This is a genomic window from Agrobacterium sp. 33MFTa1.1, from assembly GCF_004328495.1.
Classification (GTDB): domain Bacteria; phylum Pseudomonadota; class Alphaproteobacteria; order Rhizobiales; family Rhizobiaceae; genus Agrobacterium; species Agrobacterium pusense.
Genome location: NZ_CP036358.1, coordinates 2709680 through 2733950 on the forward strand (window position 1 = coordinate 2709680; position 24271 = coordinate 2733950).

Sequence of the window (24271 nt, forward strand, 5' to 3'; positions counted from 1 at the left end):
TTAGCCAAGGAGCAAAGACATGAAATTCACTCTTTCCTGGCTGAAAGAGCATCTCGATACCGATGCGACGCTGGACGAGATTTGCGAGCGGTTGACGGCGATTGGCCTTGAGGTCGAGGATGTTGACGACAAGGCGGCCTACAAGCCCTTCGTCATTGCCAAGGTGGTTTCCGCTGAAAAGCACCCGGAGGCCGACCGCCTGAAAGTGCTGATGGTCGATGCCGGTGACGGCAAGCCGGTGCAGATCGTCTGCGGTGCACCGAATGCGCGCGCTGGCCTCGTCGGTGCGCTCGCACGTCCCGGCACCTATGTCCCGGGCATCGATGTCACGCTCGCCATCGGGAAGATTCGCGGTGTGGAAAGCCATGGCATGATGTGCTCCGAAAAGGAGCTCAACATTTCCGACGATCACGACGGCATCATTGACCTGCCGGCGGATGCGCCCGTCGGTACTTCCTTCGCATCATATGCCGGCCTCGATGATCCTGTCATCGAGATCAATCTCACGCCCAATCGTCCGGACTGCACCTCGATCTACGGCATTGCGCGTGATCTCGCGGCCTCCGGTCTCGGCAAGCTGAAGACAAAGCCTGCACCCTCCTTCAAGGTGGAAGGCGCAACGCCCGTCGATGTGAAGCTGGAACTGGACGATCCCGCCCTCTGCCCTGGCTTCTCGCTACGCATCGTGCGCGGTGTGAAGAACGGCCCCAGCCCGAAATGGATGCGGCAGCGTCTTCTGGCGATCGGCCTGCGTCCGATCAATGCGCTTGTTGATATCACCAACTACATGACCTTCGATCAGGGCCGGCCGATGCACGTCTTCGACGCCGCCAAGGTCAAGGGTGATCTGACCGTTCGCCGCGCAAAGGAGGGTGAGACGATCCTCGCGCTCGATCAGCGTGAATATAAGCTCGGCCCGAACAATGTCGTCATCGCCGATGAAAAGGGCCTCGAGTCTATCGGCGGCGTGATGGGTGGCGAACATTCCGGCTGCGACGAAAACACCGTCGACGTGCTGATCGAATCCGCCCTCTGGGACCCGATCAACATTGCCAAGACCGGCCGTTCGCTCGGCATCATCACCGATGCGCGCTACCGTTTCGAGCGCGGTGTCGATCCGGAATACATGGTTCCGGGCCTGGAGCGGACCACCGAACTGGTTCTGGAGCTCTGCGGCGGCGTTGCCGGCGAAGCCAGGGTCGTTGGTTACAAGGGATATCAGCCCAAGGTCGTGGATTTCCCGCTTGCGGAAGTGAAGCGGCTGACGGGGCTCGAAGTCTCGGCTGAAGAGAGCCTGGCCATCCTCAAGGGCCTGGGTTTTGGGGTCGAGGGAACGGGCGAGCGCGTATCCGTCACTGTGCCGTCCTGGCGCCCGGATGTCGACGGCAAGGCTGATCTGGTTGAAGAGGTCATGCGCATTCATGGCGTTGACAATATCAAACCCGAGCCGCTGGAAAGCTTCGGTGCCGTCAACGGTCGCATCCTGACCACGCTGCAGGTCCGCACGCGCACCGCGCGCCGTGCGCTGGCAAGCCGCGGCATGCTGGAGGCCGTCACTTGGTCCTTCATCCCGGAAGCGCAGGCGAAGCTATTCGGCGGCGGCTCGCCGGCGCTGAAGCTCGCCAACCCGATTGCGGCCGATATGTCAGATATGCGGCCCTCGCTGCTGCCGGGCCTGCTGACCGCCGCACAGCGCAATGCCGACAAGGGCTATGGTGACGTCGCAATCTTCGAGGTCTCCGGCACCTATGAAGGCGACACGCCTGATACGCAGCGCCGTGTTGCTGGCGGTGTTCGCCGTGGCACGGCCTCGCTCGCTGGCAGCGGCCGCATGTGGTCCAATGCGTCCAAGGGCGGCGGCAAGCCCGTGGATGTCTACGACGCAAAGGCGGATGCACTGACGGTGCTGGAAGCCTGCGGCCTCCCCATGGCCAATGTCCAGATCGAGGCCGGCGGGCCTGCCTGGTATCATCCCGGCCGCTCCGGCACCATCAAGATGGGCCCGAAGGTCGTGCTTGGTTACTTCGGTGAATTCCATCCGAAAACACTGTCCGAGCTGGATGTGTCGGGTGTCTATTGCGGTTTCGAGATTTATCTCGACGCCATGCAGGAGCCGAAGAAGAAAGCCACCCGCACCAAGCCTGCGCTCGAACTCTCCCCCTTCCAGGCGGTCAAGCGCGACTTCGCCTTCGTGGTTGACAAGGCCGTAGAGGCGGGGGCGATCATCAAGGCGGCAACGAGCGCTGATCGCAAACTGATCACAGGCGTCAATGTCTTCGATATTTTCGAAGGCGCATCGCTCGGAGAAAACCGCAAGTCGGTCGCCATCGAAGTGCAGATTCAACCGGTCGACAAAACTCTGACCGATGAGGATTTCGAAGCCTTGACGGCCAAGATCGTCGGCAATGTCGAGAAATCGACAGGCGGCGTTCTGCGCGCCTGACGTCGGATAACAGATTGAAAAAAGCCGCGGCAACCACCGCGGCTTTTTGTTTTTTAACGATTGGCCATCTGTGACATGCGTTCGGGATAACGTTCGCCCGCAACCTTGGACGGAGCCAGCAACGCGCCAAGGCTTTCGACTTCTTCCGGCGTCAGGGACACATCAGCGGCCGCGACGTTTTTCTCCAGATTGGCAATCTTCGTGGTGCCCGGGATCGGTACGATGAAATCCCCCTGCGCCAACACCCAGGCCAATGCCAGTTGCCCGGCAGTCACACCCTTTTCGGCAGCCATGTCTTCCAGAAGTCTGACCAGCGCCAGGTTCGCGTCGAAGTTTTCACCCTGGAAACGCGGCAGGCCACGCCGGAAATCATCGGCCGCAAGTCCGTCCAGCGATTTCAGCGCTCCGGTCAGCGCACCGCGCCCAAGCGGGCTGAACGGTACGAAACCGATGCCAAGCTCACGGCAGGTATCCAGCACGCCATTTTCTTCCGGGTCGCGGGTCCACAGCGAGTACTCGCTCTGAATGGCGGCAATCGGGTGGGTGGCGTGGGCTTTTCGAAGCGTTTCGGCACTGGCTTCGGAAAGGCCGAGATGTTTTACCTTGCCCTGCTTCACCAGTTCCGCCATCGCCCCCACAGTTTCTTCGATTGGCACATCGGGGTCGACACGGTGCTGGTAAAAGAGGTCGATGGCGTCAACGTCGAGGCGCTTGAGGGAGGCTTCGGCGACGGCACGAACATTTTCCGGTCGACCGTCCGTTCCCACCATCATCTGGCCCGCGGGTTTGCTGCCATCAATCTTGAAGCCGAACTTGGTGGCAATCACCACCCTGTCACGATAAGGCTGCAGGCCCTTGCCGAGGAGAATTTCGTTCGTGTAGGGCCCATAAACTTCCGCCGTATCGAAAAATGTAACGCCGAGGTCAACAGCGCGATGCAGCGTCGCGATCGCACTGCTTTCATCGCCCGTCGGGCTATAGGCATGGGTCATTCCCATGCAACCGAGGCCGAGCGCCGATACGGTCAGATTGTCTCCAAGGGTTCTGCTTTTCATCTGTTCGTCCTTCCATAAGGAACCGCCCGTCATCAGGGCGTGATGGGAACATAGCGAATGAGAGCAGGAAAAATAATCGCTGCAAATCCGCGTGGGTTGTTCTATAATTTAGAACAATGAACCGTGTGCAACTCTCCCAACTGGCCGTTCTCTCCGCCGTTGCCGAAGGCCGGAGCTTTCGCAAGGCGGCTGCCGAACTCGGCATTGCCCCTTCCGCCGTCAGCCATGCGGTCTCGTCGCTGGAGGCGAGCCTGGGCCTGCGGCTACTTCACCGTACCACCCGCAGCGTTTCTCCGACAGAGGAAGGAAAGCGGCTTCTCGAAACCTTGGGTCCGGCGCTTGCCGATATCGACGCCGTCATCGATACCCTTGCCGAACAGGGCGGTCGACCCGCAGGTCCTTTGCGCATCACTCTCCCCAGACTTGCCGCTGAAGATCTTATTGTGCCCCGGCTGGGGGAATTCCTGCGGCTCTATCCCGAAATCTCCCTCGAAATTTCGACCGATGATCGCTTTGAAGATATTGTCGCAAAAGGTTTCGATGCCGGGCTTCGTCTCGGGGAACATCTCGATGCAGATATGATCGCCGTGAAAGCGAGCGGGGCCTGGCGTGGCGCGATTGTCGGCGCACCGTCCTATTTTGCGGAAAATCCGCCTCCCCGTGATCCGAGGGACCTCATCCGGCATCGCTGCATCCGCCGGCGTTTTGCGAGTGGATTGATCTATCGCTGGGAGCTGGAGAAAAATGGCAAAGCGCTTGTGGTCGACGTTCAGGGGCCGCTGATCCTGTCGGACCAGAGTCTCATTCGCCGGGCGGCGATAGACGGTGCAGGGCTTGCCTTCGTTTTTGAACAGCGTGTCGAAGACGATATAAGGGAGGGCAGGCTGATCCGCGTTCTCGAGGATTGGTGCGCGCCGTTTGATGGATTTTACATCTATTACCCCTCGCGCCGGCAGATGCGTCCGGCGCTGAGGGCCTTCGTGGATTTCTTCCGCTTCCGGGGGTGATCAGAAGGTGATGCGATAGCGGATATGGCCGTCGTTTTTCACGTAGCTGTCGTAGAGCTTCTGGGCGCGGTGATTGTCCTCGCCGGTGTTCCAGTAAAGCCTGGACCAGCCCTTTTCCTTGCAGATAGCGATAAGGTCGTCCATCAGCGCCCGGCCCGTCCCCTTACCGCGGATTTCGCCATCGACAAAAAGGTCTTCCAGATAGCAGTCAGGCGTTTTCACCCAAGTGGAATCATGGAAGTGGTGAATGGCGAAACCGGCCATGCGGTCGCCAAGCATTGCCACCCGCATCGAAACGCGGGAGGCGGGGTCGAGAATGCGCTCCCATGTATGGTCGGTTACCTCGTCGGCAAGATCGACATCGTAAAAGGCGAGATAGTCGTTCCACAGGCGCAGCCATTCCGCCCGGTCAGCCGGCTGCGCATCGCGAATTACAAGCTCCATTTATGCACCCGCCTTGTCGAGAAGCGTCATCATCTCATCCGTCAGGTTCAACTCGACGGCGCGTTTGAAGCTTTCGAGCTGGGACAGGCTGGTGGCGCTGGCGATGGGCGCGGTTATCGCCTTCTTTCTCAACAGCCAGGCCAGCGCAATATCTGCAAGCTTGGCCCCCGTTTCGACTGCCACCGCATCCATGGCCCCCAGAACGGCAAGGCCACGGGCATTGACATATTCGCCCACGCGATAGCTGCGGGCGACGCCCTCTGTATCGGCCTTGGCACGATATTTCCCGGTCAGAAAGCCGGCCGCTAGGCTGTAATAATTGATGACGCCAATCTCTTCCTTCTGGCAAAGCTCGGCAAGCGGGCCTTCGAAATCCTTGCGGTTATAGAGATTGTATTCCGGCTGCAGCACGTCGTAACGCGGAAGATTATTTTTTGCTGCCGTGTCCAGCGCATCCTGAAGCTGGCCCGCGGAATAGTTGGAGCAGCCTATGGCGCGAATTTTTCCCTGTTCCCTCAGTTTTGCGAAAGCGGCAAGTGTTTCTTCCAGCGGCACGTCGGCATCCGGCTTATGCGCGAGGTAAAGGTCGATATAATCAGTCTGAAGCCGCTTCAGCGAAGCTTCGACCGCTTCGGCGATCCACTTGGCACTGAGACCGGTCTTCTGGCCGCGATTGTCGAAACCCACCTTGGTGACGATCACCGCGTCCTCGCGCCTGACGCCGGATTGCTTCAGCCACTTGCCGATGATGGCCTCGGATTCACCGCCCACATGCCCATCCACCCAAGCGGAATAGACATCTGCGGTGTCGATGGCGTTGAACCCCGCATCAAAAAAGGCGTCAAGCAGGGCAAAGGACGTCTTTTCATCCGCTGTCCAGCCAAACACGTTGCCGCCGAAGACGATGGGGGCGATGGAGAGGCCGGTGCGGCCGAGGCTTCGTTTTTCCACGGGGAATGCTCCTGTTGCTGTCTTATCGCAAGGTTAGCAACTGCCCGCCGGCATAACCATTCAATTCCTTTGATGGCAATCATCAGGCTGCGGGAGGTCCGAGATTATCAGGCGTGAAAGCCGCGATAGTGGCTGGGCGGATACCGGTTATGCTGCTGCCAGACCCGCCGCAAATGCCGCGCGGAGGCAAAACCCGCCCGTTCGGCAATGGCCTCCATATCAAGGCGGCTGTTTGCGAGAATATCACGGGCGAGGTTGACCCGCATCAGGTTGACATAATCGATGACGCTGATGCCGGCATGCTCGCGAAACAGACGTGAGAGATGCCTTTCGCTGAGCGCGGCGATATCCGCTAGCCGCTCCAGCGACCAGTCCTGCGCCGGTTCGGCCATTACGCGGTCCTGCACCCGGTGAATGGCGGGATGGATGTGGTTGCGGCCTGTGAGCCAGGGGGAGATTTGCGGATCGTTACCGCTACGCCTGAGATAAACCACCATGGTTTTGGCGATGCGTGCCGCAACCGCAGGCGATGTCAGCCGGGAGACCACATGCAGCATCAGGTCGATGCCGGTGGAAATACCGGCGCTGGAGAAACGGTTGCCGTCCTCGACGAAAAGGCGGTTTTCGGCCACCTGTGACAATGGCGCAATGCGGCGTAGCCCCTCTATACAGTCGGCATGGGTCGTGCAGTTGCGGCCGTCGAAAAGGCCCGCTTCGCCCGCCAGAAGCGCGCCGGAGCAAATGGAAATCACCGTGGTGTCGGGACGCACTGCACGGCGCAGCCATGTCGCCAGCGCCTGCCGCTCACGCTGCGTCTCCGGATCACTGTCAAAGCGTGATGTGCTCCCGGAGATCAGTAGAAGAGCATTTTCCGGCAACCTCGCCGGCAAGCTCTCAAGCCGGGCAAGCGCAAGGCCAATGGAAGTTTGTTGTTCGTCGCTCGCAGCAATGTACCGGCAGTCAAAATGAATGTCGCGCTGTTCCCCGTTGGCATAACGGATCACCTCAAGCGGGCCGGCTATATCGAGCAACAGCGCATGTGGCGGCACAAGCGTATAAAAGGGAATGACGCGGGTGCCGCCCTCATCCATCAGGCGGCCTCTTTGATGGTTGCAAGCACGTCGCTGACAGTTGCGATGCGCGCGAAGCGGCCAGCCAGCACCAGTTCGGTTCGCTTGCGGATATCTTCCGCACTGAAAACGGTGCCGGAAGCATGTGTCATCGGGAAAGTCAGCGTCGCTTCGCTGACGTAGTCGACTTTGTAACCAAGATCGGAAGCGTGCCGGGTGGTGGTTTCGCAGCATTGCTCGGTACGGATGCCGGAGACGATCAATCGGTTGATGCCCTTCTCAGTCAGCCAGATTTCAAGACCGGTGCCGGCAAAGGCCGAATGGCGGTTCTTGTGAAAGGTGACATCTGGGGTAATTCTTACGCCCTCAAGTGCACGGATGTAACCGCTGTCTTTTGAGAAGGCCTTGTCACCATCGACATGGAAGATCTGCACAATGGGAATACCAGCGGCTTTGGCGCCATCGATGAGCGCCTGCTGTTTCTCAAGATAAAGCGTGAGGCCGCTTTCATCAAAGTAAGGGGCGTGACGAAAGGATTCCTGAACGTCGATGACAAGCAGCGCGGTGTTGGAAGAGGACATTTCACGGTTCTCCGTTGGGTTCATATCTAGCATCATTTCCCTTTTGATGTACGTATAAAAGCAGCCAGACCGACAATGACCGGACAGATCCGGCCATTCTTTATCAGTAGCGCTGCCGCGGCTTGCCAGAGTGTGTGGCGGTGCTAAGTTTCCAGGAATGACAGAACGGGAGAACGGAATGCTGCGCTTCGGAATAATCTCAACGGCGAAAATCGCTCAGGACCACGTTATTCCGGCAATACAGGATGCACAGAACTGTGTGGTCAGCGCCATCGCCAGCCGCGATCCTGCCAAAGCGCGCGCGGTGGCCGATCGCTTTTCAGTGCCCTACGCTTTCGGCTCCTATGAAGAAATGCTGGCTTCTGATGTCATCGATGCGGTTTATATTCCGCTTCCCACCTCGCAGCATGTGGAATGGACCGTCAGGGCGGCTGATGCCGGCAAGCATGTTCTTTGCGAAAAGCCGATTTCATTAAAGGCCGAGGAGATAGACGCCCTTATCGCCGCGCGCGACCGTAACGGCGTTATCGTATCCGAGGCCTTCATGGTGGCCTACGCTCCGGTCTGGGCGAAAGTGAAAGAACTGCTGGCTTCGGGCGCAATTGGTTCGCTGAAACATGTGCAGGGCGCTTTCACCTACTTCAACCGCGATCCCGGTAATATGCGTAATATTCCCGAACTGGGCGGCGGCGCCCTGCCGGATATCGGCGTCTACCCGACGATCGTGACGCGTTTTGTCACCGGTGCGGAACCAAAACGTGTGCAAGCGACCGTCGAACGCGACAGTGAATTCGGCACGGATATCTACGCTAGCGTCAGGGCCGATTTTGGCGGTTTTGAACTGAGCTTCTATCTGGCGACACAACTCGCCTCCCGCCAGCTCATGGTCTTCCATGGCACGGACGGTTACATCGAGGTAAAGTCGCCTTTCAACGCCAATCGGTGGGGTGCGGAAGAGATCGAGTTAACCAATCAGACCCATAACGCCTCGCAAATCTTCCGGTTTCAGGACAGCCGTCAGTACAAGCTGGAAGCGGAGGCCTTTGCCCGTGCGGCGAAAGGTGAGGGCGACGTCGTCACGTTGGAAAGCTCAAGGAAGAACCAGCTTTTCATCGACGCCATTTACCGGGCGGCGGAAAAGGACGGCTGGGAAACGGTTTAGTCTCGCTCTTGCCGTTGCCTTTGAAGCCGCCAATAGCCGTAAAGCGCCAGCACCAGTGCCGCGAATGCTGAAAAGACAAGTGTCACAAGCGGTTGCACCAGGGGGTTGCGCCATTGCAGCAGCGCAAAAAGCCCGACGCTGACACTACGTGAGGTGAAAGTTACGGCGTTCATCAAAAAACCGTTCGGCCTAACTGATGCCTCAGCATTGACCCGGTTCAGCCGCCAGCTTGTTGCGAGACCCGTTGCCGCGCCGGGCACGCGGGCGACGAGCGGATCAACGCCGAGATAGAGCATAAGCAGGCAGGTAACGATGATGTCGGCGGCCAGCCCGCAAATCTCGGTAAGGGCAAAGCGCGGAAGCCTCAAGGCCGGGGGACTTTTAGAGGGTTGGCTGAGTGGAACGCGGGCGCTGCAGCACGAGAAGGCTGATAACGACACCGACGACACCGAAATTGTAACCGGCGAGTGCCAGAAGCAGCGACATCAGCGGTACGGCCGTGGGAGAAAGTGCAATCGCCACGCCATAGGCACCGATAATCATCATGCAGATGAAAACGATGCTGAAAACCGAACGTAACGCAACTGCGGTTACGCCAAGCAATGTGGCGGTAAGAAAAATCATGATGCCGCCTCCTCTTTGGTTGCCGGGCCTGGGACAGACGTAACGCCGTCTTCCCTAACGAACCCTTGTTTTCTCCTCCATTCCCCATTTTCCTAACTCGGTAGTTGAGGATATGGTTTCATCGCGGTTAAAAAAGCGCTGGCCGGCGCTGGCATTTCCGAATCGACGGCTTTTGGTTACAAACAGGCATGAGCGATATCTTCTCCCACGCCGCATTGAGCAATCTTGCCGAATTCTCGGTCTCCGAACTGTCGGGCTCCATCAAACGCACGGTGGAGACGGCGTTCGAACAGGTGCGGGTGCGGGGCGAAATTTCTGGTTATCGTGGGCCGCATTCGTCAGGACACGCCTATTTCTCACTGAAGGATGATCGTGCCCGCATCGATGCGGTGATCTGGAAGGGCACCTTCTCGCGGCTGAAATTCCGCCCGGAAGAGGGCATGGAAGTCATCGCCACCGGCAAGATCACCACCTTTCCCGGTTCCTCGAAATACCAGATCGTCATCGAAAACCTTGAGCCCGCCGGCGCCGGCGCGCTGATGGCGCTTTTGGAGGATCGCCGCCGGCGGCTGGCGGCGGAAGGGCTGTTCGATCCGGCCCGCAAGCGCCGCCTGCCTTTCATGCCGCGCGTCATTGGGGTTGTGACCTCGCCGACGGGCGCGGTCATCCGCGATATTCTCCACCGCATTTCGGATCGTTTCCCGGTCCATGTCGTCGTCTGGCCGGTCAAAGTGCAGGGCGAAGGCTCGGGTGAGGAGGTGGCGAACGCCATTCGCGGCTTCAACGCGCTTCAGCCCGGCGGCGAGATTGCCCGCCCCGATGTAATGATCGTTGCGCGCGGCGGCGGCAGCCTCGAAGACCTCTGGAGCTTCAATGACGAAATCGTCGTGCGCGCCGCTGCCGAGAGCGAAATCCCGCTGATTTCCGCCGTCGGACACGAGACCGATACGACATTGATCGATTATGCCGCCGACGTGCGCGCCCCGACGCCGACGGGAGCCGCCGAAATGGCGGTGCCGGTGCGGGCGGAACTCGAAGCGCAGCTGTCGGGCCTCGCTGCCCGCCTTTCCGGTTCGGTCTTGCGGCAGATGGACAATCGCCGTCAAGGTGTGCGTGCGCTGGTGCGCGCGCTGCCTTCGCTTGATCAGCTTCTTGCTTTGCCGCGCCGCCGGTTCGACGAAGCCGCGAGCGGTCTCGGTCGCGGATTGGAAATAACAGCCCTCAACAAGCGCCGTGCCTTCGAACGTTCTGCCTCGGGTCTCAGGCCGGAAACCCTGTTGAACGGTCTCAAACACCACAGGCAGCGGATCACCGAACGCATGCACCGGGCCGAGACCCTGGTGGAACGCCGCCTGTTGCAGGGGCAGGGCCGCGTTGATGCTTTCGATTCCGCGTTGCGTTCGCTCCCCGCCCGACTTCTCGGCCAACTGGAGCGGCAGAAGGAACGCGTCGTCACCGCGTCTCGTCGCGCCGATACCGCCGTGTTGCATCGCATGGCGCAGAACCGTTCCGGTCTCGCCGCCCATGATCGTATCCTGCAATCGCTGTCCTATAAGAACGTGCTGAATCGCGGTTATGCGGTGATCCGCGATGATGAGAACCGGCCGCTGACTCGCGCGGCGGCTATCGCGTCAGGCGCTGTTGTCTCTATGGAATTTGCTGACGGTCGCGTCTCCGCCATCACAACGGGAGAGGGGACGCCGTCCCCGGATACGCCCGTCGCGTTGAAAAAGAAGCCGGTCAAACCGGCTTCTTCGGACCCTGGCAACCAGGGCAGCCTGTTCTGATCAGATCGATGCCGCATCTGAAAAACGGCGGCTGACGGTGAAGGTCTTTTCGATATCGGGATGCAGCTCCATGCCGAGGCCAGCGCCTGGCGGCACTGTGATCATGCCGTTCTTCACTTCCGGCAATGCGGTCACGAGATCGCGATACCAGGTCTTGTAGAAGGCACGCACGCTTTCCTGCACCAGCGCATTCGGCGCATTGAGCGACAGATGTGTGGAGGCGCAGAGCACCACCGGCCCGGTGCAATCATGCGGGGCGACCGGCAGATGCCAGGCTTCCGCCATCGAGGCAATCTTGCGCGCTTCGGAAATCCCGCCGCACCAGCTGATATCAAGCATCACCACACCGGCAGCACCTGTCTCGAGCAGGTCGCGGAAGGCCCAGCGGGAGCCCAGCGTTTCGGACGCGGAAATCGGTGCGGGCGAAACAGCGGCATATCGCGTCAGGCTGGAAAGGCTGTCCATCTTGATCGGGTCTTCATGCCAGAAGGTCTGGTATGGCGTGAGCGCCTTGGCGATCTGCATGGCGGGCAGAAGCTGCCACATGGAGTGAAACTCCACCATGATATCCATCTTGTCGCCCACCGCTTTGCGGATTTTTTCAAACGGCTCAAGCGCAGTCTTCAGGTCCGGCATCGAGATATATTGCCCGCGCGTCTTCTCCGCCGCTGCATCGAAAGGCCAGATCTTCATGGCCGTGATGCCGTCTTCCAGCAGCGAATGGGCAAGCTCGTCCGCGCGATGCAGGAAGCCGTTCAAATCGTCATAATCCTTGCCACCGGAGAGGCCGTAATTGGCCGTCTGCTGGCCGGTGGCTTTCTTGATATATTCCGTGCCCGCGCAGGTATTGTAGGTGCGGATTTCCTTGCGGCTGAAACCACCGAGCAGCTGGGCTATCGGCTGGTTGGTGGCCTTGCCGAAAATATCCCAAAGCGCAATATCGAATGCCGAATTGCCGCGCACTTCCGCACCGGATGAGCGGAAGCCGAGATAACCGACGAGATCCTGCGCCAGAAGGTCGATCTGCAGCGGATCGCGGCCGATGACCCTGGGTGCAATATATTCATGCACATAGGTCTCCACCGTCTCGGCGCCATAAAAGGTTTCGCCAAGCCCGGTAATGCCTTCATCCGTATGGACCAGAACCCAGAGCAGGTTTGCCCGTTCCGCCACGCGGACGGTCTCGAGTTTGGTGATTTTCATGAAGTGTCTCCTCCAGAGGCAGTCAGTTTCCGTCTGGGACGGCGTTGAAAAAAATCAGGCGATGCCGGCCGCCAGAAGCGCGTGAACGCTTTCATCGAAATGACGCGCCATCAGCGTTGAAGCGGTTTGCGGGTCACCGGCGGCAATGGCCCGTCCGATGGCGATGTGAAGTTCGCCTGCAGCATGTCGCTGTGCATCGGATGTGCGGCTTTTCCAGCCGATCGGCCACGTCTGGCGCGTTACATTCTGAAAGGCGCCGAGAATGAGTTCAAAAACCGGGTTCTTGGAGGCTCTTGCAACAGCAAGGTGAAAAGCCAGATCATGTTCCATGACCTTGTCATTGTCGCCAAAGTCCCGCTCCATGTTGTTGGCATGGTCGAGAATGGTGAGCGCTTCCGCATCCGTTCTTCTGAGCGCCGCGAGCGTCACGGTTCTGACCTCGATCGTGCGGCGCACATCGTAGATCTGCTGAATGTTGATCTGCTCAGTGTGAATGCCATGTTCGAACATCAGCGACATCGCACCATGATCCAGCGTCGCTACCGTAGCGCGTTTGCCGGCGCTGACATCGATCAGCCGCATGGCCGATAGGGACCGGAAGGCCTCACGGACGACGGTGCGGGAAACGCCGAGCTGCTGCGAGAGCGAAAGTTCGCTCGGGAGCTTGGCGCCGGGCGCAAGTTCGTTTTCGCGGATATGACGCGTGATCGCGCCAATCGTGCTGCTGACGAGACCGGATTCATGCGAAATGGCACTTAACATTTTTCCTCCAACCTGTAGTACAGGTTTACGGAAAATTGCTTACAGGATTTTTCGGCGCGAAACAAGCGGCATCACGGAGCATTATGTTTGCCAGGCGGAAATGCCTACGCTTCGAAATCCCGCAAGAACCGTTTCAACAGCTGGTTCAGCGTCGTGCGCTCTTCCTCGCTCAGACTGGAGACCAGGCGCTGCTGGTTCTCGACATGTGCACCGACCGCTTCCTCGACAATGGAAAATCCCGGTTGTGTTAACGATATCAAGACGCTGCGCCGGTCGTCGGGATTATGTATGCGCTTCACAAACCCAGCTTTTTCGAGCTGGTCGATGCGGTTGGTCATGGTGCCGGAGCTTACCATTGTCATCGCCAGCAGATCGCCGGGGGAAAGCCGGTAGGGTGATCCGGAACGCCGTAATGTCGCGAGAACATCGAAAGCGGAGGAGGAAAGTCCGTGCTTCAGCAGCACGGTCTCCACCTCTCGCGCTAGATGGGTGGTGAGACGGTTCAGGCGCCCCAGCAGCGCCATGGGTTCGACATCGAGATCGGGCCGCTCCCTGCGCCATTGCGCCAGAATGTGATCGACACGGTCAAGTGGTTCTTTGCTCATCATCAAGGCATAACAATTAGTATCTTGACGTCAAGATAAAATCACTTAGGATGCATTTGTCTTGATATAGAGATTCTTGAAATGAAGAAAAACACAGGCTATGCCGCCGATGTGCTGACGACTGCCCTTGCTCCCGCTATTTGGGGCACGACCTATTTCGTCACGACCGAGCTTTTGCCTCATGGATACCCTCTGCATGTCGCCATGCTGCGCGCATTGCCGGCTGGCGTGTTGCTGCTGCTTTTCGTGAGAAAACTGCCAAACGGTGTCTGGTGGCCGCGCAGCCTCATTCTGGGGGCACTGAATTTCTCGTTCTTCTGGGCGTTGCTTTTCGTTTCGGCCTATCGGCTGCCCGGCGGCGTGGCGGCAACGGTGGGCGCGGTCCAGCCCCTGATCGTGATTGGCCTTTCCCGGCTGTTTCTCGCGACACCGGTCCGGCCGCTGGCTATCGCGGCCGGTTTTCTGGGTATTGTCGGTGTGGCGCTTCTGGTTCTGGCGCCGGGGGCTGCGATGGATGGTATCGGCGTGGCGGCAGGCCTTGCCGGTGCCGTGTCCATGGCTTTTGGAACAGTGCTGACCCGCAAATGGCGTCCGCCGGTGTCGAACCTGACGTTTACCGCCTGGCAACTGACAGCCGGTGGTATCCTGCTGCTGCCGGTCGCGTATTTTTTTGAACCCGCACTGCCGACGCCGACAGCCGCCAATATTCTCGGCATGGCCTATCTGGGTCTTATTGGCGCTGCCTTGACCTATTTTCTGTGGTTTCGCGGCCTTGCCCGCATCGAACCTTCCGCCGCCGCATCGCTTGGTTTTCTAAGCCCGGTCGTTGCAACCCTGCTCGGCTGGCTGGCGCTCGGCCAAAGCCTCACGCCAGCGCAGATCGCAGGTTTCGTTGCGGTGCTCTTCAGCATCTGGCTCAGTCAGCGCAGCCAGTTGCCGAGATAGGTGTCGTCAGGCCCATTCGCCCTTGCGCATGACAGGAACCGTGGAGCCATCCGGCCTCACGCCGTCAATATCCACCTTGTCGGAGCCGATCATCCAGTCGATGTGGATCAGGCTGGAATTGCCGCCCTGCGCCTTGATCTGATCCTGCGACAGCGACGCGCCGTCGAGGAAGCACTTCGAATAGCACTGACCGAGCGCGATGTGGCACGAGGCATTTTCATCGAACAGCGTGTTGTAGAACAGGATGCCGCTTGCCGAAATCGGCGAGGAATGCGGCACCAGCGCCACTTCACCGAGACGCCGCGCGCCTTCGTCAGTGTCGAGGACCTTGTTCAATACGGCTTCGCCCTTCGAAGCCTTGGCTTCGACGATACGTCCACCCTCGAACTTTACCTGGATATCGTCGATCAGCGTTCCCTGATGCGACAGGGGCTTGGTGCTGGAGACGTAACCGTCGACCCGCAACGCGTGCGGTGTCGTGAACACTTCTTCGGTCGGGATATTGGGGTTGCAGGTGACCCCATTCTTGGCGGTGGAGGCGCCGCCATGCCATTCGTGGCCGTCCGCCAGGCCGATCTTCACATCCGTGCCAGGGCCGGTGAAATGCAGTGAAGCGAAACGTTCGCCATTCAGCCACGCCGAGCGCTTGGCAAGGTTGGCATTGTGCTCAGCCCATGCGGCGACCGGATCAGCCAGATCCACCCGCGAGGCAGCGAAGATGGCCTCGGCTAGCCTGCGGACGGCTTCGTCTTCCGTCACGTCGGGAAACACCTGCTTTGCCCAGGAGGGGTTCGGATAGGAGATGATGTTCCAGTTGATGTCGAAGTTGGAAATCTTCTCCAGCGCCGGCTTATAGGCGGTGGAGTTTGCTTTATTGGCGCGGGCAACCTTGGCGGGGTCCTGTTCGGCCAGCAGCATGGGGTTATCGCCGGCAATTGCCAGCCGCGCCGCGCCGTTCGAATAGGCCTCTGCCATGCCATCATAAAGCCAGCCGGAAGCCCGGTCGAAATTGGCGTCGCTCGCATGGCGATAGCGGGCAAGCGTGGTTTCTTCGTCGGAGTAAAAGGTGGTAACCAGTCCGCCGCCCGCCATATAGGCATGTTTTGTCAGCAATCGCACCAGCGGCAGCGCTGCCAGCGGCGCGGTAATCACCAGATCCTGATCCTTCTGCAATTGCAGACCGACCTTGATGGCGACTTCGGCCAGTTTTTCGAGTTTGACGGGATCGATGGGGGAAACAGTCATGATCTGCCTTCGTCTATTTCAATCGGAGGCGCCGACCATAGCCCATTCCTCCTGAAAGCCAAACGCTTTCAGGCGCGCCCCTGCGCCTCAATCGGCGACCAGCGGTGCGGCAATGGCCTTCAGTGCCGTTTGGGCATCTCGGGGAGAAAGCCTCACCTGCAAGCCGCGCTGCCCACCATTCATGTAGACATAATCATGCGTCATCGCTTCGGCCTCGATGGCCGTAGGCACCTGCTTCTTCTGCCCGAAAGGGCTGATGCCGCCGACATGGTAACCGGTGGCACGCTCGGCATCGGCAGGTTTCATCATGCTGGCGGATTTGCCTCCGAAAGCGGCCGCAAGCCTCTTCATGCTGACCTCACGATCCGAAGGGACGACGACACAGACCGGCTTGCCGTCCAGCTCCGCCATCAGCGTTTTCAGCACCAGATGCGGTGGCTCGCCGATCGCCTCGGCCGCCTGCAGGCCAATGCGGTCTGCATTCGGGTCGTAATCATAGGTAACGGTGGTGAAGGCGACGCCCGCCTTGTTCAGCATCTGGGTGGCGCGGGTTGTTTTGGACATGGCAGATTGCAGTCACGCAAAAAGAGTCTGGTAGGTTTCAGGCTTGAAACCGACGGTTATCTTGCCCTTCGCCCCCAGCACCGGACGCTTGATCATAGAGGGCTGCTCCAGCATCAGTGCAATGGCCTTCTCGCGGCTCAGGCCAGCCTTCTGGCCGTCATCGAGTTTTTTGAAGGTCGTACCGGCGCGGTTGAGAACCATTTCCCAGCCCGCGGCATCGCACCATGTCTCCAGATGGGCGCGGTCAATGCCCGAGGCCTTGTAGTCATGGAAAGAATAGTCGACGCCATGGGTTTCCAGCCAGCTTCTGGCCTTCTTCATCGTGTCGCAGTTCTTGATGCCGTAAATGATGATCGTCATGCTGCCAGCCTCTTTGTGTTCAAGCTTTCCGGCATAACAAAATATCCGCCTTATTCAACCCGCCGGCTGAGGCGCCCTGCGTCCTTTTGAAGACGCCAAGCCTGAGCCATGCGAAATCGCAATGGCTGATATCCGAACGAGCGCGAGCAAAGCTGCATGGCTTCCCTGCTACATCATGAGTTGTAGAACGGTGCGGAAATGCCCATTATCTGGGCATCAAAGATGGAGAGAAAAATGCGGCAGGTTGCAAAGACATCGCGTAACTTCTTCGGTGAAACTTTCGCCGTTCTCGGTGCAGCGCTCTCGGTTTCGGCCGCTGTTCGCGCGCATCGCAAGCCCGCCCGTGCCGATCTCGAAGCCCTCGGCATCGATGGCAAGGCTTTCGACAAGGTTCAGCTCTAAGCTGGTTATCGTTCCCGGCGAGGCGGCACCGCCTCGCTCGCGCCGGATACCGGAACACCTGGTTCTCGGCGGGCGCTACAAACTGCGCTTTTGTTGGCGCATCCTCTGCGTCTAACAGCAGTTTGGCAGCTAATGCTAGGCATGTATGCCGTGCTTTTTCACGTAAGCGTTATCGTGCCGCCATCTTGTGCGCCGACCGCTTCTGCGGCCTGAATATTTTTTCCGGCAGATATAATTGACTTTCCGGCTGCTCATAGCGGTCCGCTTTCGCCGAAAGCGGGAAGCGCCCGAGAGATTCGTGCCGCGTCTCTCCATTATGGCTGAAGATGAGTTCGAAGCTGCCCGCCAGCCAGCTATATGGTTTTTCAACAGGCATGATATCGATTTTCCCGCAGCCATAGACCACGGTGAGATGCGGCGTGAACGACGATGCGGCAACAAAGGGCAGATTGGCCCGCCAAAGCGCGCGCTGCACCATCTTCGCCAATGCTCTGAGCTCCAGCATCTCGCGGCGGCTGCTTAGCGCCAGACAGCTGCGATTGCCGAAAAGCGAGCTGCCATCGAATGTAATCGGAACGGGACGCGCCCTTATTTCCCCCAGTGCCGCCTTCAGCCGGTTTGCGAAACTGCGAGGCACGGTGTCGAAACACCCGACGCAAAGGAGGGTGATATGCAGAAGCTCGGCTGGATGGGCCGCCCGCTTCGTCCGCCCGGCGGCATGGCACGATGCATCGGTGAAAATTCTTTCCGCCAAGGCCACCGGCGGCTTCAGCACGATCAAGACCTTGTTGCCAAATCGCGGATTGACCCGTCGCTGCTTCTCCAGATCGAAGCCTTCGAGGAAAAGCTGCCCTGACCCTCCATTATCCGTCAACTCGAAACTCACGACGATGCTCCACGGCCTTTGCTCAAGGCCGCAATATTATCATCGCCGAGGAAAATTGGAAGAACAAAAAGCGAACAAAACTTCACCATATGCCGGGCAATATCCGATACGGACTTTCGCTAACGCAATCCGTATAACCCGGCAACTCGGTCTAGGGCAGACGATCTTCCCAGCTGGTCCGCAGGACCAGCAATCCGCTAGCCAAGGTGGCGGGAAGCAGGGCCAACCAACAAGCCAATGCGAGTGATATGTCGATGGGGCCAGGCAATGACGGGGCAACGGCTGAGGGCATGCCTTTCTTTTATGGTTCTCCGCCTGTGATCGTCGGGGTCGATCCTCGTCCGGATCCCATCGCCGGGGCTTATTCACTGCGAAGAACGTGTTTGACATTCTACCTACTAGTTGGTAGGTAAAGGCATGAAAAGCTCTAAAACCAAAGCCGATGACATTCTCCAGTGCGCCCGGACCCTGATTGTGAGAGGGGGCTATAATAGTTTTAGCTATGCCGATATTTCCCATGTAGTCGGCATTCGCAACGCGAGTATCCATCACCATTTTCCCAGCAAGGCGGACTTGGTCGCGAAACTGGTGTCACAGTACAGGCACGAGGCCGAAGCCGGTATCGCCGCGCTGGAGCAGCACATTCCAGATCCGCTGGAGCAGCTTCGCGCCTATATCGGCTATTGGGAGCGCTGCATCGCCGATGCAACCCACCCCTTCTGCGTCTGTGCGCTGCTTGCCGGCGAAATACCGATTCTTCCCGAAGCGGTCGTTCTCGAGGTGCGTGCGCATTTTCGGAGTCTCTCGGACTGGCTTACAGCCGTGCTGGAGCGCGGCGCTTCCCAGGGGCGCCTTGCACTAACCGGCACAGCGCGGGTCAATGCTGAGATGTTCATGGCCACCATGCACGGCGCAATGCTCTCAGCGCGCGCACATGGCGATGCCGCAAGCTTTGGCGCCATAACCCGCCCGATGCTGGAGCGCATCACCGCTTGAACTGCATCTTGCGAGGGGCGTCGACGCATGACCCAAACGAGACCGACCGATCAACTAATGACGCTGCTCTGGCAGACATGCCGGTGACAATCTGCGTTCCGGACCACCCCATCTTTCAGGAAGAGAAAGGCAATTTCGCATGTTCGGTATTTCTTCGCTTGGCTGGATCCACACGCTCGGCAGCCTGCCCGCCATTCCCGCGGCCATTTTCATGTTTACCCGTTACGGTCGCATCGTCCCCCGATCCACGCCCGGGGCAATCTACTTTGTGTCCATGCTGATTGGCGCCGCAACTGTCTTTCTTGTGTCGCATCAGCCAATCAGCTACGTCGTTGGCGTCCTGACCATCCTGTTCCTGCTTGCAGGCTACGGTATCGAACGCGTTCTGGGTTCAACGCGTATCGCCAGATATATTGAAACCATCTGTCTCAGCATTACCGCGTTTCTGTTGATGGTCCCGACGGTGAGTGAAATTCTGCGCCGTGTTCCCGACGGTCATCCGATAGTGACAGACCTGAAATCGCCGCTGCTTCTCGGCGCCCAGGCAGGATTGCTGGCGATCCTCGTGGTCGGCCTGACTGCCCAGATGATCTATCTCATCCGACAAAACAAAAACGCCGCGAACTAGTCGCGGCGTCGTCTTTCTTCCTTAGATACGGTGGCGTTGCGGCAGCAACCTCACCGTATCGAGTATGGTCCTATTCCCATTCGATCGTGCCGGGCGGCTTGCTCGTGACATCGTAGACGACACGGTTGATGCCGCGCACTTCGTTGATGATGCGGGTTGCCGCACGGCCGAGGAAGTTCATGTCGTAGGGATAGAAATCCGCAGTCATGCCGTCCACCGAGGTCACCGCGCGCAGCGCGCAGACGAAGTCATAAGTTCGGTAGTCGCCCATGACGCCAACGGTCTGGACCGGCAGCAGCACGGCGAAAGCCTGCCAGATGGTGTTGTAAAGACCGGCCTTGCGGATCTCGTCGAGGTAGATCGCATCCGCTTTACGCAGAATATCGAGCTTTTCACGGGTAATCGCACCGGGGCATCGGATCGCAAGACCCGGACCGGGGAAGGGATGGCGGCCGATGAAGCTTTCCGGCAGGCCGAGTTCGCGGCCAAGAGCGCGCACTTCATCCTTGAAGAGTTCACGCAGCGGCTCGACGAGCTGCATGTTCATGCGCTCGGGAAGACCGCCGACATTGTGGTGGCTCTTGATGGTCACCGAAGGGCCGCCGGAGAAGGAGACACTTTCGATGACGTCGGGGTAGAGCGTGCCCTGCGCGAGGAAGTTCGGAGCACCCTTGCCATCGGCGGCAATCTTGGCCGCTTCGGCCTCGAAAACCTCGATGAACAGACGGCCGATGGTCTTGCGCTTCACTTCCGGATCGGAAACGCCGGAGAGTTCGCCGAGGAACAGGTCGGATGCGTTCACATGAACAAGCGGAATATTGTAGTGGTCGCGGAACATGCCGACGACCTGTTCGCTTTCCCCAAGCCGCATCAGCCCATGATCGACGTAAACGCAGGTCAGCTGGTCGCCGATAGCCTCATGAATGAGAATAGCTGCAACCGAAGAATCGACGCCGCCTGAAAGTGCACAGAGCACCCGGCCGGTGCCGACCTGCTCGCGGATCTTGCGGATCATCTCGGCGCGATAGGCCGCCATCGTCCAGTCGGATTTCAGACCAACGATCTTGTGCACGAAGTTTGACAGCAGCTTGCCGCCATCGGGCGTATGCACCACTTCCGGATGGAACATGGTGGAGTAATAGTGGCGCTTCTCGTCCGCTGCGATGGCGAACGGTGCGTTTTCGGAGGTTGCGATGACCTCAAAGCCTTCCGGCAGCTTCGTCACGCGGTCGCCATGGCTCATCCACACCGGGTAGCTTTTGCCCTGCTCCCAGAAGCCTTCGAACAGCGGGCTAGCCTTCTTGATGTCGATATCGGCGCGGCCGAATTCCGCCGCATGGCCGCCCTCGACAACGCCGCCGAGCTGTGTGCACAGTGTCTGCTGGCCATAGCAGATGCCGAGGATCGGTACCTTGCTGTCGAACACTGCCTGCGGCGCGCGCGGGCTTCCTTCCGCCGTGACAGATGCGGGGCCGCCGGAGAAGATCACGCCCTTGGGCTGAAGTTTCTCAAACGCCTCTGCGGCATTCTGGAACGGGTGGATTTCGCAATAGACCCCGGCTTCGCGGATGCGGCGCGCAATCAGCTGCGTCACCTGGCTGCCGAAATCGATGATGAGAATGCTGTCGGGATGGGCTATCTGGGTCATGGCGAGCCTTTAAAGAAAATGGCGGCTTTAGGCAACCCGGAAGCGGGTGGCAAACGGTAGAAAATCGCGAAAATCGCAAGGTTCAGAGGGCTATCGCGCCGTCTTCGATAGCGCGACAGAGCCGGTCAACGGCATCCGCCAGTTTTTCGTCGATGATGTGCAGATACTCGGTCCAGTCATTCACGTGTTTCACATCGGCCTTGCCGTCGGAAATACCGCGCAGGCCAATCAGCGGTAAACCGAAACGCTGGCATGCTCTTAAAACTGCATATGTCTCCATTTCCACCATATCGGCGTCGATCAGCCCATAGGCCTCGCCTGAAACGACGTTGGCGCCGGTGGAAAGCCGCGCCCCGGCAACATCGGGTATCCGCAATGGCAAGGCCACCTCCGCCGGCAGGTCGAGAAACGGTGTGCAACCCTTCGCAAAACCGAAGGGAGAGGCATCCATGTCACGATAAGAAACAGACACCGCCTGGTAGATTGCGGTCTGTTCGAGCGTGCGGGAACCGGCGGAGCCGAGCGACACAACGAGGTCTGGCAGATGGCCCGCCGTATCGAGACCGGCAAGAGCGGTCGTGACCGCAATAGCCGCTTCGACCGGTCCAACACCGGTCATCAGCGGTGTGATGCGTGCCTGCAGGTGGGGACCGTATTCGGCGGAAGCCGCCATGACGAAGAGGATTGATTTATCCGCGACATGCATAGGCCGGTAGCTCATCCGGTAATATCCTCGCGTCCTTTCACCACCATCATCGTGCCCGTCATTGAGGCGATCAGCTTTGCCGGCCCATCAGACAGGGCATAGGCGCGGCCATCGGCGACGATAAGATTATTGCCTGGCTTGATGATCTCGCCGCGAAACAGAAACCGCTCGCCGCGTCCCGGCGACATGAGGTTCACCTTGAACTCGATGGTCAGCAGCGAGGCTTCCGGCTCAATGATCGTATAGGCGGCATAGGTGCAGGCGGTATCCAGACCGGCGGCGATGACACCCGCATGCAGTATGCCGTGCTGCTGCGTCAGCTTTTCATGAAAAGGGAGTTCGATTTCCACCAGCCGGTGTTCGATACGGCTGATTTCGGCGTTAATCGCCTGAACCACGCCCTGCCGCGCAAAGCTTCTTTCTATCCGCTGACGAAAATCGCCGGGATCAGTGATCTCCATGGCCTGCCTGCCTGCTTCTGCCTCATCGCAAACTGACATGGCGCGGGGCGGCAGGCAAGACAAGGGCGATGCGGCAAATTAGAGAAATTAGGAAAAATCCAGCGCGCTTTTCCTTTGGAAATGCGCAAGCACTTTAGTTAAGCATGCCGATGCTTGCGTTGAGCACCGTCGCAAAGGCGACCCATACGGCATAGGGTACGAAAAGCCACATTGATATGCGGTCACGACGATAGGAAAGCGCTATAAAGGCGACGATGCTGATCAGCATCGGGATGATGACAATCAATGCGCCAGCCGGACTTTGCATGCCGAAAAAGATCGGCGACCACAGAAAGTTCAGTACCATCTGGGTGAACCAGAGCCGCATGCGCGTTCCCATCGGCCTGCGAATCCATGTCCGCGCGCCAGCAACGCCGATCAGCACGTAAAGCGCGGTCCAGACAGGCCCGAAAATCCAGTTGGGCGGATTGAAGAAAGGCTTCTGCAGCGATTGATACCATTCGCCGGGTACATTGTTGACGCCGATCAACGCCCCTACGGCAACAACGACAACCACAAAGACAATATAGATCGCAAGATTTCTCATGATCGGTCCAATGCGCCGGCTGGGCTTTTGTTCCCCTGTTTTTTCAATATTTTAGCTGGATAGCCGCACGATGTGCTGGTCCCATGCCACATCGCTGCGCCGGGTTCCGAAAAACCCCTGATAGGACGAAACCGCGATGCCTCTTAAGGCGGGCGCAACACCTGCCGCGTCCCGCACTGTCGTCTCGGAAACCACACGCCCGGTTTTTGCATCCAGCGTCACGGCGGCGTTGCCGTTGGGCGAGGTCAGGCCAACCAGCTGATCGCGTCGGTTGACGGCGATGGCACCCACATAATTGGCAAGGCGGACCGTTGTTTCTTCCGGTAGATCCACAAATGTTACATCCTCACCCCTAGAGAAATGGCCGACAAGTGGCGGAAGATCGTTGCGCGGTCCTTCATACTGGCAGGCGAACCAGATGCGCCCGTCATCCCCGATATCGACATGACGTGTGGATAGCTGCCGCAGTCCGTTCGGCATCGCGTGTTTCTGAATCAAATGGCCGGTTGCTGCGTCCAGCAGCACGAGAGAAGGTTGCATCCTGTCGACGTTGAGCTTGGTGCGGCCGAAATCCGGATGGGTTTCGATACCACCATTTGCGATGATGATCGTTCGCCCGTCGTCGCTCATTGTCATGTCATGCGTGCCGACGCCATGCGCGTCGTATTCGCCGATGCGTATGAAGCCGTTTCTGGCGTCATAGAGCCCGATGACGCCACGATTGCCGTCGAAGTCGTTTTCGCTGGCATAGAGGATCGACCCATCTGGCGAAAACTGTCCATGACCGTAGAAATGGCGGTTTTCCGGCGTGTGCATCACGATCGGTTCGCGATGCCCCCCGGGGTCGAAGGCCATAAAGAATGTCCCCGGCCGGCGGGCAAAGGCCACGGTCATGCCGGTCGCGCGGCTCGTCGCCATTCCATGGGCGCGGGCAGGAAGCGTGACGCGGTCGATGATCTCGCCGCCCTCGCTCACCGTCGCAATGCCGTAGGACCCGTCACGGGCGCGGAAGGCAGAAGCAAAGACCGCGTCTGTCCGCTCAAGCGCATAAAGTGAACGGGGAGCCAAGGCGGTGAGGAAGGAAACTCCCGCCGCTTTGATGAAGCTGCGCCGATCTATCAGTGTCCGCCTGGTGCCGGAGATCATCGGC

At 59.0% G+C, this 24271-nt stretch carries 27 protein-coding genes; 8 read left to right on the plus strand and 19 right to left on the minus strand.

Annotated elements, in window-relative coordinates; translation table 11 throughout:
• The first annotated feature begins 19 nt into the window (after window positions 1-19).
• Entirely contained in the window at window positions 20-2443 is a 2424-nt protein-coding gene (gene pheT, locus EYD00_RS13505; RefSeq protein WP_004439370.1) for a phenylalanine--tRNA ligase subunit beta, read from the plus strand.
• Between the two features lie 53 nt (window positions 2444-2496).
• Here pheT and EYD00_RS13510 read toward each other — a convergent pair whose 3' ends face one another.
• Window positions 2497-3498 (minus strand): aldo/keto reductase, encoded by a 1002-nt coding sequence (locus EYD00_RS13510; protein WP_004439373.1) that lies wholly within the window; start codon window positions 3496-3498, stop codon window positions 2497-2499.
• Window positions 3499-3614: 116 nt separating this feature from the next.
• Between EYD00_RS13510 and EYD00_RS13515 the strand changes: the two genes are divergently transcribed.
• Window positions 3615-4505 carry a LysR family transcriptional regulator gene (locus tag EYD00_RS13515; protein WP_004439376.1) on the plus strand — a complete coding sequence of 297 codons (891 nt, stop codon included), beginning with the start codon at window positions 3615-3617 and terminating at the stop codon, window positions 4503-4505.
• On the opposite strand, the gene EYD00_RS13520 is transcribed toward EYD00_RS13515, so the two are convergent.
• The 4 genes from EYD00_RS13520 to EYD00_RS13535 all read right to left on the minus strand — a co-directional run bounded on the left by EYD00_RS13520 (window position 4506) and on the right by EYD00_RS13535 (window position 7551).
• Complete coding sequence (locus tag EYD00_RS13520; protein WP_004439379.1) at window positions 4506-4949, minus strand: GNAT family N-acetyltransferase; 444 nt, start codon at window positions 4947-4949, stop codon at window positions 4506-4508.
• The gene (locus EYD00_RS13525; RefSeq protein ID WP_004439382.1) at window positions 4950-5900 is read right to left on the minus strand and encodes an aldo/keto reductase; all 951 of its coding nucleotides are present in this window, start codon (window positions 5898-5900) and stop codon (window positions 4950-4952) included.
• 107 nt (window positions 5901-6007) lie between these two features.
• Window positions 6008-6991 (minus strand): GlxA family transcriptional regulator, encoded by a 984-nt coding sequence (locus EYD00_RS13530; RefSeq protein ID WP_004439384.1) that lies wholly within the window; start codon window positions 6989-6991, stop codon window positions 6008-6010.
• Entirely contained in the window at window positions 6991-7551 is a 561-nt protein-coding gene (locus EYD00_RS13535; RefSeq protein WP_004439387.1) for an isochorismatase family protein, read from the minus strand. Before EYD00_RS13535 ends, EYD00_RS13530 begins: the two co-directional genes overlap by 1 nt.
• A 178-nt stretch (window positions 7552-7729) precedes the next feature.
• Here EYD00_RS13535 and EYD00_RS13540 point away from each other — a divergent pair, with 178 nt between their 5' ends.
• Entirely contained in the window at window positions 7730-8713 is a 984-nt protein-coding gene (locus EYD00_RS13540) for a Gfo/Idh/MocA family protein (protein WP_004439390.1), read from the plus strand.
• Here the strand turns inward: EYD00_RS13540 and EYD00_RS13545 are convergent.
• Together EYD00_RS13545 and EYD00_RS13550 are read right to left on the minus strand one after the other, a co-directional pair.
• A complete protein-coding gene (locus EYD00_RS13545; RefSeq protein WP_004439392.1) occupies window positions 8710-9081 on the minus strand; it encodes a hypothetical protein in 372 nt (123 codons plus the stop codon). The two genes, EYD00_RS13540 and EYD00_RS13545, sit on opposite strands and share 4 nt — an antisense overlap.
• Before the next feature lie 13 nt (window positions 9082-9094).
• A complete protein-coding gene (locus EYD00_RS13550; RefSeq protein WP_004439396.1) occupies window positions 9095-9337 on the minus strand; it encodes a hypothetical protein in 243 nt (80 codons plus the stop codon).
• Window positions 9338-9525: 188 nt separating this feature from the next.
• Here EYD00_RS13550 and xseA point away from each other — a divergent pair, with 188 nt between their 5' ends.
• A complete protein-coding gene (gene xseA, locus EYD00_RS13555) occupies window positions 9526-11124 on the plus strand; it encodes an exodeoxyribonuclease VII large subunit (protein ID WP_004439401.1) in 1599 nt (532 codons plus the stop codon).
• On the opposite strand, the gene EYD00_RS13560 is transcribed toward xseA, so the two are convergent.
• The 3 genes from EYD00_RS13560 to EYD00_RS13570 all read right to left on the minus strand — a co-directional run bounded on the left by EYD00_RS13560 (window position 11125) and on the right by EYD00_RS13570 (window position 13694).
• Window positions 11125-12327, minus strand: a complete 1203-nt coding sequence (locus EYD00_RS13560) for a mandelate racemase/muconate lactonizing enzyme family protein (protein WP_004439403.1) — start codon at window positions 12325-12327, stop codon at window positions 11125-11127.
• 54 nt (window positions 12328-12381) lie between these two features.
• Window positions 12382-13089 carry a FadR/GntR family transcriptional regulator gene (locus EYD00_RS13565; RefSeq protein WP_034496126.1) on the minus strand — a complete coding sequence of 236 codons (708 nt, stop codon included), beginning with the start codon at window positions 13087-13089 and terminating at the stop codon, window positions 12382-12384.
• Between the two features lie 104 nt (window positions 13090-13193).
• Window positions 13194-13694 (minus strand): MarR family winged helix-turn-helix transcriptional regulator, encoded by a 501-nt coding sequence (locus tag EYD00_RS13570; RefSeq protein WP_006699719.1) that lies wholly within the window; start codon window positions 13692-13694, stop codon window positions 13194-13196.
• 81 nt (window positions 13695-13775) lie between these two features.
• On the opposite strand from EYD00_RS13570, the gene pecM reads away from it, so the two are divergent.
• Window positions 13776-14639, plus strand: coding sequence for a 4-hydroxybenzaldehyde efflux transporter PecM (gene pecM / locus EYD00_RS13575; protein ID WP_004439411.1), 864 nt, complete (start codon window positions 13776-13778; stop codon window positions 14637-14639).
• Between the two features lie 6 nt (window positions 14640-14645).
• Here pecM and EYD00_RS13580 read toward each other — a convergent pair whose 3' ends face one another.
• The 3 genes from EYD00_RS13580 to EYD00_RS13590 all read right to left on the minus strand — a co-directional run bounded on the left by EYD00_RS13580 (window position 14646) and on the right by EYD00_RS13590 (window position 16808).
• Window positions 14646-15884 carry an aminopeptidase gene (locus EYD00_RS13580; RefSeq protein WP_004439414.1) on the minus strand — a complete coding sequence of 413 codons (1239 nt, stop codon included), beginning with the start codon at window positions 15882-15884 and terminating at the stop codon, window positions 14646-14648.
• Window positions 15885-15971: 87 nt separating this feature from the next.
• A complete protein-coding gene (ybaK, locus tag EYD00_RS13585; RefSeq protein WP_004439416.1) occupies window positions 15972-16448 on the minus strand; it encodes a Cys-tRNA(Pro) deacylase in 477 nt (158 codons plus the stop codon).
• 12 nt (window positions 16449-16460) lie between these two features.
• The gene (locus tag EYD00_RS13590) at window positions 16461-16808 is read right to left on the minus strand and encodes an ArsC family reductase (RefSeq protein ID WP_034496123.1); all 348 of its coding nucleotides are present in this window, start codon (window positions 16806-16808) and stop codon (window positions 16461-16463) included.
• A 234-nt stretch (window positions 16809-17042) separates the two neighbouring features.
• On the opposite strand from EYD00_RS13590, the gene EYD00_RS25920 reads away from it, so the two are divergent.
• Window positions 17043-17210, plus strand: coding sequence for a hypothetical protein (locus EYD00_RS25920; protein WP_003503889.1), 168 nt, complete (start codon window positions 17043-17045; stop codon window positions 17208-17210).
• A gap of 169 nt (window positions 17211-17379) precedes the next feature.
• Here the strand turns inward: EYD00_RS25920 and EYD00_RS13600 are convergent, their stop codons facing one another.
• A complete protein-coding gene (locus tag EYD00_RS13600; protein WP_004439423.1) occupies window positions 17380-18096 on the minus strand; it encodes a 2'-5' RNA ligase family protein in 717 nt (238 codons plus the stop codon).
• Between the two features lie 417 nt (window positions 18097-18513).
• On the opposite strand from EYD00_RS13600, the gene EYD00_RS13605 reads away from it, so the two are divergent.
• Both EYD00_RS13605 and EYD00_RS13610 read left to right on the plus strand, forming a co-directional pair.
• Window positions 18514-19092 (plus strand): TetR/AcrR family transcriptional regulator, encoded by a 579-nt coding sequence (locus EYD00_RS13605; protein ID WP_004439427.1) that lies wholly within the window; start codon window positions 18514-18516, stop codon window positions 19090-19092.
• Between the two features lie 139 nt (window positions 19093-19231).
• Window positions 19232-19720, plus strand: a complete 489-nt coding sequence (locus tag EYD00_RS13610) for a hypothetical protein (RefSeq protein ID WP_004439429.1) — start codon at window positions 19232-19234, stop codon at window positions 19718-19720.
• Window positions 19721-19790: 70 nt separating this feature from the next.
• Here EYD00_RS13610 and guaA read toward each other — a convergent pair whose 3' ends face one another.
• From guaA to EYD00_RS13635, 5 genes are all read right to left on the minus strand, one after another.
• Window positions 19791-21368 (minus strand): glutamine-hydrolyzing GMP synthase, encoded by a 1578-nt coding sequence (gene guaA, locus EYD00_RS13615; RefSeq protein WP_004439432.1) that lies wholly within the window; start codon window positions 21366-21368, stop codon window positions 19791-19793.
• 82 nt (window positions 21369-21450) lie between these two features.
• Window positions 21451-22089 carry a 5'-methylthioadenosine/S-adenosylhomocysteine nucleosidase gene (locus EYD00_RS13620; protein WP_004439434.1) on the minus strand — a complete coding sequence of 213 codons (639 nt, stop codon included), beginning with the start codon at window positions 22087-22089 and terminating at the stop codon, window positions 21451-21453.
• On the minus strand, window positions 22086-22535 hold the full coding sequence (locus EYD00_RS13625) for a PaaI family thioesterase (protein ID WP_003520131.1): 450 nt from the start codon (window positions 22533-22535) through the stop codon (window positions 22086-22088). Before EYD00_RS13625 ends, EYD00_RS13620 begins: the two co-directional genes overlap by 4 nt.
• 133 nt (window positions 22536-22668) lie before the next feature.
• Window positions 22669-23121: a TspO/MBR family protein gene (locus EYD00_RS13630; protein WP_004439437.1), complete on the minus strand. Its 453-nt coding sequence runs from the start codon at window positions 23119-23121 to the stop codon at window positions 22669-22671.
• A 51-nt stretch (window positions 23122-23172) separates the two neighbouring features.
• Complete coding sequence (locus tag EYD00_RS13635; protein WP_004439440.1) at window positions 23173-24267, minus strand: DUF1513 domain-containing protein; 1095 nt, start codon at window positions 24265-24267, stop codon at window positions 23173-23175.
• Window positions 24268-24271: the final 4 nt, after the last annotated feature.